This is a genomic window from Pseudomonas sp. GW823-FHT06B06 (assembly GCF_058795195.1).
This window is the reverse complement of the sequence record NZ_JBXAHO010000008.1, coordinates 168,418-183,543: the sequence shown is the minus strand read 5'-3', so window position 1 is coordinate 183,543 and position 15,126 is coordinate 168,418. Positions and strand designations below refer to the sequence as shown.

At 60.3% G+C, this 15,126-nt stretch carries 13 protein-coding genes; 3 read left to right on the top strand and 10 right to left on the bottom strand.

The features are described 5' to 3' along the window. Positions 1-56: 56 nt before the first annotated feature. From pstB to AC1Q8Q_RS09855, 5 genes are all read right to left on the bottom strand, one after another. Positions 57-890: a phosphate ABC transporter ATP-binding protein PstB gene (gene pstB, locus AC1Q8Q_RS09875; protein WP_020797931.1), complete on the bottom strand. Its 834-nt coding sequence runs from the start codon at positions 888-890 to the stop codon at positions 57-59. Positions 891-1,021: 131 nt separating this feature from the next. Then, positions 1,022-2,692, bottom strand: coding sequence for a phosphate ABC transporter permease PstA (pstA, locus tag AC1Q8Q_RS09870; protein WP_020797932.1), 1,671 nt, complete (start codon positions 2,690-2,692; stop codon positions 1,022-1,024). Between the two features lie 15 nt (positions 2,693-2,707). Next, positions 2,708-4,990 (bottom strand): ABC transporter permease subunit, encoded by a 2,283-nt coding sequence (locus tag AC1Q8Q_RS09865; protein ID WP_033042684.1) that lies wholly within the window; start codon positions 4,988-4,990, stop codon positions 2,708-2,710. Positions 4,991-5,180: 190 nt separating this feature from the next. After that, a complete protein-coding gene (locus tag AC1Q8Q_RS09860) occupies positions 5,181-6,179 on the bottom strand; it encodes a phosphate ABC transporter substrate-binding protein PstS (protein WP_020797934.1) in 999 nt (332 codons plus the stop codon). A gap of 234 nt (positions 6,180-6,413) precedes the next feature. Further along, on the bottom strand, positions 6,414-7,712 hold the full coding sequence (locus tag AC1Q8Q_RS09855; RefSeq protein WP_168757000.1) for an MFS transporter: 1,299 nt from the start codon (positions 7,710-7,712) through the stop codon (positions 6,414-6,416). A 362-nt stretch (positions 7,713-8,074) separates the two neighbouring features. On the opposite strand from AC1Q8Q_RS09855, the gene AC1Q8Q_RS09850 reads away from it, so the two are divergent. Together AC1Q8Q_RS09850 and AC1Q8Q_RS09845 are read left to right on the top strand one after the other, a co-directional pair. Beyond that, positions 8,075-8,479: an acyl-CoA thioesterase gene (locus AC1Q8Q_RS09850; protein WP_007896491.1), complete on the top strand. Its 405-nt coding sequence runs from the start codon at positions 8,075-8,077 to the stop codon at positions 8,477-8,479. 73 nt (positions 8,480-8,552) lie between these two features. Beyond that, a complete protein-coding gene (locus tag AC1Q8Q_RS09845; RefSeq protein WP_492615004.1) occupies positions 8,553-9,452 on the top strand; it encodes a D-hexose-6-phosphate mutarotase in 900 nt (299 codons plus the stop codon). Between the two features lie 84 nt (positions 9,453-9,536). On the opposite strand, the gene AC1Q8Q_RS09840 is transcribed toward AC1Q8Q_RS09845, so the two are convergent. The 5 genes from AC1Q8Q_RS09840 to AC1Q8Q_RS09820 form a co-directional block, all read right to left on the bottom strand. Continuing rightward, positions 9,537-10,073, bottom strand: a complete 537-nt coding sequence (locus AC1Q8Q_RS09840) for a DUF3299 domain-containing protein (RefSeq protein WP_083349920.1) — start codon at positions 10,071-10,073, stop codon at positions 9,537-9,539. A gap of 83 nt (positions 10,074-10,156) precedes the next feature. Beyond that, the gene (locus AC1Q8Q_RS09835) at positions 10,157-10,402 is read right to left on the bottom strand and encodes a GlsB/YeaQ/YmgE family stress response membrane protein (RefSeq protein ID WP_020797938.1); all 246 of its coding nucleotides are present in this window, start codon (positions 10,400-10,402) and stop codon (positions 10,157-10,159) included. A gap of 112 nt (positions 10,403-10,514) precedes the next feature. Then, the gene (locus AC1Q8Q_RS09830) at positions 10,515-11,597 is read right to left on the bottom strand and encodes a 5-(carboxyamino)imidazole ribonucleotide synthase (protein ID WP_020797939.1); all 1,083 of its coding nucleotides are present in this window, start codon (positions 11,595-11,597) and stop codon (positions 10,515-10,517) included. 11 nt (positions 11,598-11,608) lie between these two features. Then, the gene (gene purE / locus AC1Q8Q_RS09825; RefSeq protein WP_007971731.1) at positions 11,609-12,100 is read right to left on the bottom strand and encodes a 5-(carboxyamino)imidazole ribonucleotide mutase; all 492 of its coding nucleotides are present in this window, start codon (positions 12,098-12,100) and stop codon (positions 11,609-11,611) included. A 328-nt stretch (positions 12,101-12,428) separates the two neighbouring features. Then, entirely contained in the window at positions 12,429-13,346 is a 918-nt protein-coding gene (locus tag AC1Q8Q_RS09820) for a LysR substrate-binding domain-containing protein (protein ID WP_033045512.1), read from the bottom strand. Positions 13,347-13,526: 180 nt separating this feature from the next. On the opposite strand from AC1Q8Q_RS09820, the gene aspA reads away from it, so the two are divergent. After that, positions 13,527-14,951 carry an aspartate ammonia-lyase gene (aspA, locus tag AC1Q8Q_RS09815; RefSeq protein WP_020797941.1) on the top strand — a complete coding sequence of 475 codons (1,425 nt, stop codon included), beginning with the start codon at positions 13,527-13,529 and terminating at the stop codon, positions 14,949-14,951. Positions 14,952-15,126: the final 175 nt, after the last annotated feature.

Sequence of the window (15,126 nt, the reverse complement as noted above, 5' to 3'; positions counted from 1 at the left end):
GCGTCCGGTAAGGTGCGGTGGACCGCAGCGTCAGTTTAGTGAGCAACAACCGCTTACTAGCCATAACGACCGGTGATGTAGTCTTCGGTCTGCTTCTTCGCCGGATTGGTGAACAGGGTATCGGTATCGCCGAATTCCACCAGTTTGCCCATGTACATGAACGCCGTGTAGTCGGAAACCCGCGCGGCCTGTTGCATGTTGTGGGTCACGATGACGATGGTGAACTTGGATTTCAGCTCGTAGATCAGCTCTTCGACTTTCAGTGTCGAGATCGGGTCGAGTGCCGAGCAAGGTTCGTCGAGCAGCAGCACTTCCGGCTCCACGGCGATGGTACGGGCAATCACCAGGCGTTGTTGCTGACCACCGGACAAGCCCAGCGCCGATTCATGCAGACGATCTTTGACTTCGTCCCACAGGGCCGCGCCTTTCAACGCCCACTCAACCGCTTCGTCGAGCACGCGTTTCTTGTTGATGCCCTGGATACGCAGGCCGTAGACCACGTTCTCGTAGATGGTTTTCGGGAACGGGTTCGGCTTCTGGAACACCATGCCGACGCGACGACGCAGCTCGGCCACGTCTTCGCCCTTGCGGTAGATGTTGTTGCCGTAGAGGTTGATCGCGCCTTCGACACGGCAACCGTCCACCAGGTCGTTCATGCGGTTGAAGGTGCGCAGCAGCGTCGACTTGCCGCAGCCGGACGGGCCGATGAAGGCGGTCACGCGCTGTTTCGGGATGTTCATGCTGACGTCGAACAGTGCTTGTTTGTCGCCGTAGAACAGGCTCAGGCCCGGCACTTCGATGGCCACGGTTTCCTGCTCGAGGCTCAGGCTCTGTTTGTCGCGACCCAGGGCCGACATGTTGATGCCGTGGGTATGTGCTTCGTGCTGCATGGGAGGCTCCCTGTGCTAACAAATTCGGTTCAATTTTTGTGGGAGCCAGCCTGCTGGCGAAGGGGCCATCAATGGCGCCAAAAGCTTCGCGAGCAGGCTCGCTCCCACATAGAAATAATTGCTGCTGCTAATCAGCTATCCAGCGCCTTGTACTTCTCGCGCAGGTGGTTACGGATATAAACGGCCGACAGGTTCAACGTCGCGATCACCAGCACCAACAGTAGCGCCGTGGCGTACACCAACGGCCGCGCGGCTTCGACGTTCGGGCTTTGGAAACCGACGTCATAGATGTGGAAGCCCAAGTGCATGATCTTCTGGTCCAGGTGCAGGTAAGGGTAATTACCATCCACCGGCAGCGACGGCGCCAGCTTCACCACACCCACCAGCATCAGCGGCGCCACTTCACCCGCGGCGCGTGCCACGGCGAGGATCATGCCGGTCATCATGGCCGGGCTGGCCATTGGCAATACGATCTTCCACAAGGTTTCCGCCTTGGTCGCGCCGAGGGCCAACGAGCCTTCACGCACGGTGCGAGGAATCCGCGCCAGGCCTTCTTCGGTGGCCACGATCACCACCGGCACCGCCAGCAGCGCCAGGGTCAACGATGCCCACAACAGGCCCGGTGTACCGAAGGTCGGCGCCGGCAAGGCTTCAGGGAAGAACAGGCGGTCGAGTGAGCCACCCAGCACGTAGACGAAGAAGCCCAGCCCGAACACGCCATAGACGATCGCCGGAACGCCCGCCAGGTTGTTCACCGCGATGCGGATCACCCGGGTCAGGGTGTTCTGCTTGGCGTATTCACGCAGGTACACCGCGGCCAGTACGCCGAACGGGGTCACGATCATCGCCATGATCAACGTCATCATCACGGTGCCGAAGATCGCCGGGAAAATCCCGCCTTCGGTGTTCGCTTCACGCGGGTCGTCGCTCAGGAACTCCCAGACCTTGCTGAAGTAGAAACCGATCTTGGTAAAGGTGCCCATGGCGTTCGGCTGGTAGGCGTGAACCACTTTACCGAGGCTGATTTCGATTTCCTTGCCGTTGGCATCGCGGGCAGTAAGGCTGTCGCGGTTGAACTGCGCGTGCAGATCGCCCAGACGGGCCTCGATGTCCTGATAACGGGCATTGAGCTCGGCGCGCTCGGATTCCATGTCCGCTTGCGCAGCGGCGTCGAGCTTGCCGTCCAGTTCCAATTTGCGGCCGTGCAGGCGGATGCGTTCGAGACCGGCGTTGATCGCGCCGATGTCGGACTTCTCCAGGGTCTTGAGCTGGGCAGCCAGCTGATTCACGCGGTTGATCCGCGCCTGCAGCTCGGGCCATGCAGCCTCGCCTTCGGCAATCACCTTGCCGTCCTGTTTGACGTTGACCAGGTAGCCGTAGAAATTGCCCCACTCGCGACGCTCAAGCGCCATCAATTCGACCGGCGTTTTCTGATTGGTCAGCCACTCGCCGACGATCCACGTGAAATCGGTGCCGTTCAGGTCACGGTTGCCGACCTTGATCAGCTCGCGGGTCATGAACTCCGGGCCGTCCTCAGGCACCGGCAGGCCGGCACTCTTCAAACGCGCACGTGGCACTTCTTCCTTCTGCACTACTTCGCCGATGACCAAATGATTGGCCTGGCCCGGCACGTCGTAGCTGGCGTGGATCAGGTCCGCCGGCCAGAAGTGACCCAGGCCGCGCACGGCAATCACCGCCAGCAGGCCAATGGTCATGATGACCGCGATGGACACCGCGCCACCGCTGATCCAGACGCCCGGGGCGCCGCTCTTGAACCATCCTTTCAGGGAGTTCTGTTTCACAGACTTCTACCTTTCTTAAAGCGACGAGTATTTCTTGCGCAGACGCTGACGAATCAGTTCCGCGAGGGTGTTCATGACGAAGGTGAACAGCAGCAGCACCAGCGCCGAGAGGAACAGCACGCGGTAGTGGCTGCCGCCGACTTCCGACTCCGGCATTTCCACCGCGACGTTGGCGGCCAGGGTACGCAGGCCTTCGAACAGGTTCATTTCCATGACCGGGGTGTTACCGGTGGCCATCAACACGATCATGGTTTCGCCGACCGCACGACCCATGCCGATCATCAGCGCCGAGAAGATGCCCGGGCTGGCGGTGAGGATCACCACGCGGGTCATGGTCTGCCACGGCGTTGCACCGAGGGCCAGCGAGCCCAGGGTCAGGCCGCGCGGCACGCTGAATACGGCGTCTTCGGCGATGGAGTAGATGTTCGGGATGACTGCGAAGCCCATGGCCAGGCCGACCACCAGGGCGTTGCGCTGGTCGTAGGTGATGCCCAGGTCGTGGGAGATCCACATGCGCATGTCGCCGCCGAAGAACCAGTTCTCCATGAACGGGCTCATGTACAACGACAGCCAGCCGACGAACAGGATCACTGGAATCAGCAGGGCACTTTCCCAGCCGTCAGGGACTTTCAGGCGAATCGATTCCGGCAGTCGGCTGAAGGTGAAACCGGCGACCAGGATGCCGATTGGCAGCAACATCAGCAGGCTGAAGATGCCCGGCAGATGCCCTTCCACATAAGGGGCGAGGAACAGACCGGCGAAGAAACCGAGGATCACCGTCGGCATCGCTTCCATCAGCTCGATCACCGGCTTGACCTTGCGGCGCATGCCCGGAGCCATGAAGTACGCGGTGTAGATCGCCGCGGCGACGGCCAGTGGAGCGGCCAGCAGCATGGCGTAGAACGCGGCTTTCAGGGTACCGAAGGTCAGCGGCGACAGGCTCAGCTTGGGTTCGAAGTCGGTGTTGGCGGCGGTCGATTGCCAGACGTATTTAGGCTCGTCGTAGTTCTCGTACCAGACCTTGCTCCACAACGCGCTCCACGACACTTCCGGGTGCGGGTTGTCCAGCAGCAACGGTTGCAACTTGCCGCCGGCCTCCACGATCACGCGGTTGGCCCGTGGCGACAGACCGAACAGGCCCTGGCCTTCGACCACCTGGTCGACCAGCAGGGTACGGTGTGCGGTGCTGTGGAACACGCCGAGCTTGCCCGAGGCGTCGAGGGCGACGAAGCCCTTGCGGCGCTCTTCGGCGGTGATTTCAACGATGGGCGTGGTGCCCATCTGGAAGGTGCGGATCTGCTTCAGGCGCTGCTCACCATCCGGGTCGCGGGCCATGAACCACTGGGCCAGACCACCTTTGGAGTCGCCAAGGATCAGCGAGATGCCGCCTACGAGCTGGGTACTGGCGGTAATTTCGGCTTCACCGTTTTCCAGCAGTTTGTAGCGACCGTTCAGGCTCTTGTCACGCAAGCTGAAGACGTCGGCCTGGGCACGACCGTTGATCACGTACAGCCACTGCTGACGCGGGTCGACGAAAATGTTCTTCACCGGCTCGGTCATCTGCGGCAGATCGATGCGCTTCTGCTCGCTGGTGATTTCGCCTGTCATCATGTTTTCTTCGCTGGTCAGCGACAAAACATTGAGTTGCGAACCGGTAGAACCCACCAGCATCAGGGTCGAATCGTTGGCGTTGAGGCTGACGTGTTCCAGCGCACCACCCGCCTCGTTCAGCGTGATCGGGGATTCGCCATACGGGTATTCAATGGCTGGCGAGATGGTCTTCTTGCCGTCCGGGTAGCTGACTTTGTAGGTGTGGCGGAACACCATGGCCTGGCCGTTGGACAAGCCCACCGCCACCAGTGGGTGACCTGGCTGGTCGTCACCGATGGACGTCACGCTGGCACCGGCCGGGATCGGCAGATCGACGCGCTTGAGTTCGACACCACTGTCGATGTCGAAGAACAGTGCCTGGCCCTTGTCGGAAACCCGCATCGCGACCTGGTTCTGCTCTTCCAGGGAGATCATCAACGGCTTGCCGGCGTCTTGCATCCAGGCCGGCGTGATGGCGTCCTTGGATGTCAGGCTGGCCCCCTGAAACAGGGGCGCAACGACGTAGGCGAGGAAGAAAAAGATCAGCGTGATCGCGCCGAGAACGGCGAGGCCGCCCACCAGGACGTACCAACGGGTCAGGCGATCCTTGAGCGCGCGGATACGGCGCTTGCGTTGTAGCTCAGGCGTATTGAAATCAATTCGCTTGGGGGGATTTGTAGTCATTGTGGAATTGGCCAGATCATTCATTCGCACACCCTAGCGATCCTGTATGACAGAAAGATGACAGTGCAGTGACGCAACAAATCCGCCGCCCGGTGAAACCGGCAGCGGAGCGAAAAATTTGGGGGTGTTGGAACGCAATTCCGTGGCGAGGGGATTTATCCCCTCACCACACAAGCCCCCCAAAGAGATCCGGGGTTAGCCCCGGATCAGGGTTTTACTTTTTTGCGACTTCGGTACCTTCCTGCAGACCCAGGTCAGCCAGTGCTTTTGCTGCAACCTTGGCTGGCAGCGGGATGTAGCCGTCTTTCACCACGACTTCCTGGCCCTGCTTGGACAGAACCAGCTTCACGAACTCGGCTTCCAGCGGGGCCAGAGGCTTGTTCGGGGCCTTGTTGACGTATACGTACAGGAAGCGGGACAGCGGGTACTTGCCGTTCAGGGCGTTTTCTTCGGTGTCTTCGATGAACTCGCCGCCTTCTTTCTTGGCCAGGGCAACGGTTTTCACGCTGGCAGTCTTGTAGCCGATGCCCGAGTAACCGATACCGTTCAGCGAGGAGCTGATCGACTGCACGACCGAAGCCGAACCTGGCTGTTCGTTGACGTTTGGCTTGAAGTCGCCTTTGCACAGGGCTTCTTCCTTGAAGTAGCCGTAGGTGCCGGATACCGAGTTACGACCGAACAGTTGAAGCGGCTTGTTGGCCAGGTCACCGGTCACGCCCAGATCACCCCAGGTCTTGACGTCGGTCTTGGCGCCGCACAGGCGAGTCGAGGAGAAAATCGCGTCGACTTGAGCCATGGTCAGGCCCTTGATCGGGTTGTCCTTGTGCACGAATACAGCCAAGGCGTCCACGGCAACCGGGATAGCGGTTGGCTTGTAGCCATACTTGGTTTCGAAGGCTTGCAGCTCGTTATCCTTCATCTTGCGGCTCATCGGGCCCAGGTTAGCGGTGCCTTCGGTCAGCGCAGGTGGCGCGGTAGACGAACCGGCGGCCTGAATCTGGATGTTTACGTTCGGGTATTCTTTCTTGTAGTTCTCAGCCCAGAGGGTCATGAGGTTGGCCAGGGTATCGGAACCGACGCTGGACAGGTTGCCCGACACACCAGTGGTCTTGGTGTAGCTCGGGATAGCAGGGTCAACAGCGGCAACCGCGTTGGCAGTCGCAACGCCAGCAGCGACAAAAGTCATTGCCGCCATCAAACGCTTCAGTTTCATGCCTTACTCCTAGCAGATAGGGTGTGTTATTCGGGGCCAAGTATCAGCAGGCCGTGTGAACACTCTATGGCTGAAATATGACAATTGGATGAAAGGCCAGCATCTGCCGACAGATCGTTCCCACGCTCTGCGTGGGAATGCCTCAAGGGACGCTCCGCGTTCCAGCTTTAGGAAGGGCCGCGGAGCGACCTTGGCTGCGTTCCCACGCAGAGCGTGGGAACGATCGGCGGTGAATTAGCGCCCTTTCTTCCAGAGATACGCCCCCACCAAAATCCCGACCCCGCACAGCACCGCCACGTAATACGCCGGTCCCATCGGGCTTTCCTTGAGCAGCAGGCTGACGACCATCGGCGTCAAACCACCGAAAATCGCGTAGGCCACGTTGTACGAGAACGACAGGCCGCTGAAACGCACCACTGGCGGGAACGCCTTGACCATCACGTACGGTACCGCGCCGATGGTGCCCACCAGCAGACCAGTCAGGGCATACAGCGGGAACAACCATTCGGGATGGTCGGCCAGGCTGTGATAGAACGTCCAGGAACTGGCCAGCAATGCCGTGCATCCGACAACGAACACACGCCCCGCACCAAAGCGATCCGCTAACGCACCGGCAATGATGCAGCCAATGCTCAGGAACACGATTGCCACACTGTTGGACTGCAACGCGGTGGTTGGCGCGAAGTGGTACACCGTCTGCAGCACGGTCGGGGTCATCAGGATCAACACCACGATGGCGGCGGACAACAGCCAGGTCAGCAGCATCGAAATGGCAATTGCACCGCGATGGTCACGCAGCACCGCGCGCAACGGCACCTCCTCGGCCAGAGCCTTGCGCTGCTGCAGCTCGGCGAACACCGGAGTTTCGTGCAGCCAACGGCGCAGGTACACGGAGAACAGACCGAACACGCCACCGAGCAGGAACGGGATCCGCCAGGCGTAATCCGCCACTTCAACTGGCGTGTAAATGCTGTTGATCGCCGTGGCAACCAGGGAACCCAGCAGGATACCCGCCGTCAGGCCGCTGGTCAGGGTGCCGCAGGCATAGCCGACATGCCGTTGCGGTACGTGTTCAGAAACGAAGACCCAGGCACCCGGCACCTCACCGCCAATTGCCGCGCCCTGGATCACCCGCATCAGCAGCAACAGGATCGGCGCCCACATGCCGATCTGTGCATAGGTCGGCAACAGGCCCATGATCAGGGTTGGCACCGCCATCATGAAGATGCTCAGGGTGAACATCTTCTTGCGCCCCAACAGGTCCCCAAAGTGCGCCATCACGATGCCGCCCAGTGGCCGCGCCAGGTAGCCGGCGGCGAAGATGCCAAAAGTCTGCATCAAGCGCAGCCACTCGGGCATGTCCGCCGGGAAGAACAGCTTGCCCACCACCGTGGCGAAGAACACGAAAATGATGAAATCGTAGAACTCCAGCGCGCCGCCCAGGGCCGACAGCGATAGCGTCTTGTAGTCGTTGCGGGTCAGCGGACGTGCGGATGGGGAAGGCTGCGCGATACTCGAGGGCGCTGTGGTCATGGCAAGGGCTTCTCTTATAGTCAGGTCTGCCGCCCCAACAACGCTGGCAAGGGCTCGGGCAGGACCGGCACGATAGCAAATTGTTCGAAAAAGCACATAGAGGCGCGTATTTGATGGGCAAAATGAGAACCGGACGGTCGTATCGGAGTCTATCGACCGATATACTCGCAATTGTGTAATAGCTTGTAAGGGGTTGCTGTGCGAAAACGCCTGTCAGGTTCATAGGCGATTTCGCAGAGTTTCCCTTTAGGCGCCTTACGAAAAACGTGACGAACGCAGTGAGTTCGGGGATGAATCGTTTTTCCAGGACGGCTATTTATCCGCTACACAACGAAGAGTCACGGGTCAGAGGCACCCCCCGCATGATAGAGCTCGAACAAGAAGATCCGATCCCGCAAGGCGACCTGGCCCTGCAAATTACCGCGCTTCCTCGCGAAACCAACGGCTTTGGCGATATTTTCGGCGGCTGGCTGGTGGCGCAGATGGACTTGGCCGGTACTGCGATGGCCAGCAAGGTGGCTGGCGGTCGCGTGGCCACTGTCGCGATCGACCGCATGGCATTCCTGGTTCCGGTCGCAGTGGGCGCCCAGCTCTCCTTCTATACCCAGGCACTGGAAATCGGCCGCAGCTCGATCCAGATGATGGTCGAGGTCTGGAGCGACGATCCACTGTCCAGCGAATGGCGCAAAGTTACCGAAGCGGTGTTTGTGTTCGTCGCCATCGATGGCAGCGGCCGTACTCGTTCGGTTCCGCCCCGGGCACGTTAAAAACGGGCTGCGTTAAACCCGATAAGCGTTTTGCGGTCCATTGCAGTCATTGTTACTGATCGAGAGCTGTCCCATGAGCACGCCCAACGTTGAAGCCGTCAAACTGGATGAACTGAACTGCTGGCGCATCCGCCACGGCCAGGCCGAATTGCTGGTGGCCCAGCAAGGCGCGCACATCCTCAGCTATCAAGTGGCCGGCCAGCCACCGCTGATCTGGCTCAACGACGAGGCCGTGTTCAAGGCGGGCAAAAGTATCCGCGCCGGTGTGCCAGTGTGCTGGCCGTGGTTCGGCAACCTGGCGCGCAACCCGCAGAGTGTCCAGGCAATGCGCGTCAGCAGCGAACCCGCCGCCGCTCACGGGCTGGTACGGGCGATCGACTGGGAATTGGGCGGCATCGAGGCCGAGGGCGAAAGCCTGAAGATCGAGTTCCTCTTGCCTTGCCCCGAAGGCGGCTTGCCTGGCTGGCCGCACAAGGTCGACCTGAAGTTGAGCATTCGTCTGGATGAGCAACTGCATATCAGCCTGACCAGTCACAACCAGGGCACCGACACCGTCACGATCAGCCAGGCGCTGCACAGCTATTTCGCCGTCAGTGATGTGCGAAATGTGCATGTCGAAGGGCTGGACGGGCTGAGCTATATCGAGACGCTGGACGACTGGAAAACCGTGACCCAGTCCGGTGACTTGCACTTTACCGGCGAAACCGATCGCATTTACCTCGATACGCCGACCCAGCTCAGCATTGTCGACCCGTCCTGGGAGCGGCGTATCGAGCTCACCAGTTCCGGTTCACGTTCGGCTGTAATCTGGAACCCATGGACCGAACGCGCCGCGGCTTTCAGCGACATGGCCGACGATGGCTGGCAACGCATGCTGTGCATTGAAACGGCAAATGTGATGGGTGATGTGGTGGCTTTGGCTCCGGGGGCCAGTCATACACTCGGCGTGAGTATTGGCAGCAAAGTGCTTTAAGATCAAAAGATCGCAGCCTGCGGCAGCTCCTACACAGATCCCTGTAGGAGCTGCCGCAGGCTGCGATCTTTTTGCTTCACTCGATCACAGGTCCGATTCCTGCACCACCCTCACCTTCGCCGCGTCCAGCGCATACGCCGCATCCGCCAGGTCATTGCTGACCTTCTCGATCTTCAGCGTGCCGGTCACCCACAGCGGCGTGTAGATATCCTCCAGCTTCAAACCCTTGGGATAACGCACCAGCACCAATTGATTGGGTGGCGGCGGCGGTACGTGGATGCAGGCCCCCGGGTATGGCACAAGGAAAAACAAGGTGCTGCGGCCCTTGGCGTCGGACTCCAGCGGTACCGGATAGCCACCGATACGGATGTCCTTGTCGTTCATGGACGCTACGGTCTTGGTCGAATACATCACCGCGGGCAAGCCCTTGCTCTGCTTCATGCCACCTTTTTCAGTGAAGGTGCCATTGGCTTCCGGAGAGTCGTGGTCGATTTCAGGCATGGCCTCGAGGGCTTTCTGGTCCGACTTGGGCATCAGTTCGAGCCAGTCGGTTTCCGGCAGCTCGCCGGCATGGGCAAGGCCCGTACTCAGTAAAACAAGAGTCAGCAGAAGACGTCGCATGAAAATGCCCGGTAGGGTTAAGGAGATCGCCGGGCATTCTAGTCCTCCCGGGCTGCGCAGCCGAGAGGACTTTGTCGCTTGAGTCAGTTCTTTTTGATCAAGCCGTAGATCACCAGCAAGATGACGGCGCCCACCAGTGCGCCGATGAAGCCTGCGCCTTCACCCGCTTGATAGAGACCCAGAGCCTGGCCGCCGTAGGTGGCTGCCAGCGAACCGCCGATACCAAGCAGGATGGTCATGATCCAGCCCATGCTGTCATCGCCCGGTTTAAGGAAGCGTGCCAGCAGGCCGACGATCAAGCCGATAAAGATGGTTCCGATGATTCCCATGGCATTTCCCTCTGATTAAATGGCAGTGTCCAAAGCCTAGTCAGACTTTGGCATCCTGCCATGAGAGAACGGCGGTCCCTGAATGGTTCCGCCGCTGCCACATGAAACTGTTTTACTCGGCGATGAGCGCTTCGACCTTGAGGATCTGTGCGGCCAGCGTTTCGCGGTCTGCACAGCGCAGATTGGCGTGACCCACCTTGCGGCCGACCTTGAATGCCTTGCCGTAGTGATGCAGGTGGCAATCGGCGATGGCCAGGACTTTGTCGGTCTCCGGCACTTTACCGATGAAGTTCAGCATTGCGCTTTCGCCGACCTTGGCGGTTGAACCCAGCGGCAGGCCGGCGACCGCCCGCAGGTGGTTTTCGAACTGGCTGCACTCGGCACCTTCGGTGGTCCAGTGCCCGGAATTGTGTACGCGCGGGGCAATTTCGTTGGCCTTCAGGCCCCCGTCGACTTCAAAGAACTCGAACGCCATCACGCCAACATAATTCAGCTGCTTGAGCACACGGCTGGAATAATCTTCGGCCAAGGCTTGCAACGGGTGATCGGTGCTGGCCACGGACAGCTTGAGGATGCCACTGTCGTGGGTGTTATGTACCAGCGGATAGAACCTGGTTTCGCCATCGCGGGCGCGCACGGCGATCAGCGAGACTTCGCCGGTGAAGGGTACGAAACCTTCCAGCAGGCAAGCCACGCTGCCCAGCTCGGCGAAAGTGCCAACCACATCTTCAGCTGTACGCAGGACTTTCTGGCCCTTGCCGTCGTAACCCAGGGTGCGGGTTTTCAGCACGGCTGGCAGACCGATGGAAGCCACGGCGGCGTCCAGATCGGCTTGCGACTGAATGTCGGCGAACGCCGGGGTTGGAATGCCCAGGTCCTTGAACATGCTCTTTTCGAACCAGCGATCACGAGCGATGCGCAGGGCTTCGGCACTCGGGTAAACCGGCACGAACTGCGACAGGAACGCCACGGTTTCCGCCGGGACGCTCTCGAACTCAAAAGTCACCAGATCGACTTCATCGGCCAGCTGACGCAGGTGATCCTGATCGCCGTAATCGGCGCGCAGATGCTCACCCAACGCGGCGGCACACGCGTCCGGCGCCGGGTCGAGGAAAGCGAAGTTCATACCCAGCGGAGTTCCCGCCAGCGCCAACATGCGACCCAATTGGCCGCCACCGATTACACCGATCTTCATCGTCAACAACCTCAGGCGATGCGTGGGTCTGGATTTTCCAGGACGCTGTCTGTCTGTTCAGCACGGAAGGTTTTCAGCACCGCGTGGAACTGCGGGTGCTTGGCGCCCAGGATACTCGCCGAAAGCAGGGCGGCGTTGATCGCACCGGCCTTGCCGATGGCCAGGGTGGCGACCGGAATGCCTGCTGGCATCTGCACGATGGAGAGCAGCGAATCGACGCCCGAGAGCATCGCCGACTGCACCGGCACGCCCAGCACCGGCAGATGGGTCTTGGCTGCACACATGCCAGGCAAGTGGGCTGCGCCACCGGCACCGGCGATGATCACCTCGATGCCACGCGCCTCGGCTTCTTCAGCGTACTGGAACAGCAGGTCCGGGGTGCGGTGGGCAGAGACCACTTTCACCTCGTAAGGGATGCCGAGCTTTTCCAGCATATCGGCGGTGTGGCTAAGGGTGGACCAATCGGACTTGGAGCCCATGATCACGCCAACCAATGCACTCATCGTCGTGCCTCTTCTCTCTGGGCGCCCGCAGGCGCATCAAAAAACAACAAGCCACGCAGAATGCGTGGCTTGATTGTACGAATTATGGCCAGGCGAACCGGCCGAAGGCCGCGCAGTATACCTCAATGAAGCAGATAAACAGCCCCCATTGCGACCATCTGTCACCCACCGCAAAGCACCGGATTTATTGACCTGAAGGTCAATCCAGTACACCACGAATTCCTGTTGGAGCTGGCTTGCCTGCGATAACGTCGACACATCACACATTTATGTTGATTTTGCTGGCCCCTTCACGGGCAAGCCCGCTCCTACAGGGTTTTCATTGTGTTCAAGAATTGGTCGCGCCCTGCGCTGCCCCGCCTTCCAGCTTGCGCCACAACAACCTCACGTTGGCTTTGCGCACCAACGCGCAGCGGTACAAACGAATCTCCAGCGGCACATGCCATTGCGGGCCACCACACACCACCAATTCACCGCGCGCCAGCTCGGCGCGCACACTCAGTTGTGGTACCCAGGCAATCCCCAGGCCTTCCAGGGCCATGCTCTTGAGGCTATCGGCCATGGCGGTCTCATACACGGTGGTAAAGCGCAGCGCGCGCTGGCGCAGCAAACCATTGACCGAACGCCCAAGAAACGCTCCGGCGCTGTAGGCCAGCAATGGCACGCTTGCCTCGCCCTCCAGGTCGAACAGGGGCTTGCCCTGCTCGTCTGCCGCGCACACCGGGAGCATTTCGGTGTGCCCAAGGTGCAAGGAAGGAAAAATCTCAGGGTCCATCTGCATGGCCGCGTCCGGGTCATAGAACGCCAGCATCAAGTCACAACCGCCCTCGCGCAACGCATGCACGGCGTCGCCAACGTTGGTGGCGACCAACCGTGTGGCGATGTTCAAGCCTTCATTGCGCAGTTGCGCGATCCAGCGAGGGAAAAACCCAAGAGCCAGTGAGTGTGCCGCCGCGACTTGCATCACTTCGCCCTGCCCGCCTTCCAGATGATGCAGGTGGCGCAGCACCTCACCGAGCTGCTCGACCACGGTACGCGCGGTAACCAGGAACAACTGGCCTGCCGCCGTCAGCTCGACCGGCGTGCGGGAGCGGTTGACCAGGGTCAATCCCAGCGCGGCTTCGAGGCTGCGGATTCGGCGGCTAAAGGCCGGTTGAGTCACAAAGCGGCGTTCCGCTGCCTGGGAGAAGCTGCGGGTGGCGGCCAGGGCACTGAAGTCCTCCAGCCATTTACTTTCCAGATTCATCACATCCTCCCGGACACGCACCAAATTAGGTCACACGCTCGCCGTCAACATGGCGTCACATGGGCATTATGCCGAATGTGCATAGGCCAGTGTTTAACAGCATTGGCCCAAAATTCTCCACAAGCCTAGCATTTGCAGTGTTCCGGCACAGCCCGGGTCCATATTGAGATGATTTCTATCATGTCCTCCGCTGCATCATTCCGCACAGAAAAAGACCTGCTTGGCGTACTCGAAGTACCGGCTCAAGCGTATTACGGCATCCAGACCCTGCGAGCGGTGAACAACTTCCGTCTCTCCGGCGTTCCGATCTCGCATTACCCGAAGCTGGTAGTCGGCCTGGCCATGGTCAAGCAAGCCGCCGCTGACGCCAACCGCGAGCTGGGTCACTTGAGTGAAGCCAAGCACGCGGCCATCAGCGAAGCCTGTGCACGACTGATCCGCGGCGATTTCCACGAAGAATTCGTGGTGGACATGATTCAAGGCGGCGCTGGCACTTCTACCAACATGAATGCCAACGAAGTCATCGCCAACATCGCGCTGGAGGCCATGGGTCACCAGAAGGGCGAATACCAGTACCTGCACCCGAACAACGACGTGAACATGGCGCAGTCGACCAACGACGCCTACCCGACCGCGATCCGCCTGGGTCTGCTGCTGGGTCATGACGCGCTGCTGGCCAGCCTCGACAGCCTGATCCAGTCGTTCGCCGCCAAAGGTGAAGAATTCAGCCACGTCCTGAAGATGGGCCGTACCCAGCTGCAAGACGCTGTGCCGATGACCCTTGGCCAGGAATTCCGTGCGTTCGCCACGACCTTGGGCGAAGACCTGGCACGCCTGAAGACCTTGGCACCCGAGCTGCTGACCGAAGTGAACCTGGGCGGTACCGCAATCGGCACCGGCATCAACGCCGACCCGCGTTACCAGCACCTGGCCGTTCAGCGCCTGGCCACCATCAGCGGTCACCCGCTTGTACCGGCAGCCGACCTGATCGAAGCCACCTCTGACATGGGCGCCTTCGTGCTGTTCTCCGGCATGCTCAAGCGCACCGCGGTCAAGCTGTCGAAGATCTGCAACGACCTGCGCCTGCTGTCCAGCGGCCCACGAACCGGCATCAACGAAATCAACCTGCCGGCGCGTCAGCCAGGCAGCTCGATCATGCCAGGCAAGGTCAACCCGGTAATCCCGGAAGCCGTGAATCAGGTAGCGTTCCAGATCATCGGCAACGACTTGGCCCTGACCATCGCGGCCGAAGGCGGCCAGCTGCAACTGAACGTGATGGAGCCGCTGATCGCCTTCAAGATCTTCGACTCGATCCGCCTGTTGCAACGCGCCATGGACATGCTGCGCGAGCACTGCATCACCGGCATCACCGCCAACGAAGAACGTTGCCGTGAACTGGTCGAGCACTCGATCGGCCTGGTGACCGCGCTGAACCCGTACATCGGCTATGAAAACGCCACCCGTATCGCCCGCATCGCCCTCGAAAGCGGCCGCGGCGTATTGGAACTGGTGCGCGAAGAAGGTCTGCTCGACGACGCCATGCTCGCCGACATCCTGCGCCCGGAAAACATGATTGCCCCGCGTCTGGTGCCTCTGAAGGCTTAACCAACGCTGTAGCACCGCTCACCAGGTCGAGGGACTAGACACCTCTCACCTTTTGAGGGCTTGGAGATTTCTCTCCAAGCCCTTTTTTTTACAAGCGAAAAGATCGCAGCCTTCGGCAGCTCCTACGGGGGAATGCGGTCCCTGTAGGAGCTGCCGCAGGCTGCGATCTTTTGAT

Excerpts from the sequence above, each read along its gene's own strand:
- pstB (WP_020797931.1), bottom strand. The coding sequence starts at position 890 with ATGCAGCACGAAGCACATACCCACGGCATCAACATGTCGGCCCTGGGT.
- AC1Q8Q_RS09865 (WP_033042684.1), bottom strand. The coding sequence starts at position 4,990 with ATGAATGATCTGGCCAATTCCACAATGACTACAAATCCCCCCAAGCGA.
- AC1Q8Q_RS09860 (WP_020797934.1), bottom strand. The coding sequence starts at position 6,179 with ATGAAACTGAAGCGTTTGATGGCGGCAATGACTTTTGTCGCTGCTGGC.
- AC1Q8Q_RS09855 (WP_168757000.1), bottom strand. The coding sequence starts at position 7,712 with ATGACCACAGCGCCCTCGAGTATCGCGCAGCCTTCCCCATCCGCACGT.
- AC1Q8Q_RS09850 (WP_007896491.1), top strand. The coding sequence starts at position 8,075 with ATGATAGAGCTCGAACAAGAAGATCCGATCCCGCAAGGCGACCTGGCC.
- AC1Q8Q_RS09845 (WP_492615004.1), top strand. The coding sequence starts at position 8,553 with ATGAGCACGCCCAACGTTGAAGCCGTCAAACTGGATGAACTGAACTGC.
- AC1Q8Q_RS09840 (WP_083349920.1), bottom strand. The coding sequence starts at position 10,073 with ATGCGACGTCTTCTGCTGACTCTTGTTTTACTGAGTACGGGCCTTGCC.
- AC1Q8Q_RS09835 (WP_020797938.1), bottom strand. The coding sequence starts at position 10,402 with ATGGGAATCATCGGAACCATCTTTATCGGCTTGATCGTCGGCCTGCTG.
- AC1Q8Q_RS09830 (WP_020797939.1), bottom strand. The coding sequence starts at position 11,597 with ATGAAGATCGGTGTAATCGGTGGCGGCCAATTGGGTCGCATGTTGGCG.
- purE (WP_007971731.1), bottom strand. The coding sequence starts at position 12,100 with ATGAGTGCATTGGTTGGCGTGATCATGGGCTCCAAGTCCGATTGGTCC.
- AC1Q8Q_RS09820 (WP_033045512.1), bottom strand. The coding sequence starts at position 13,346 with ATGAATCTGGAAAGTAAATGGCTGGAGGACTTCAGTGCCCTGGCCGCC.
- aspA (WP_020797941.1), top strand. The coding sequence starts at position 13,527 with ATGTCCTCCGCTGCATCATTCCGCACAGAAAAAGACCTGCTTGGCGTA.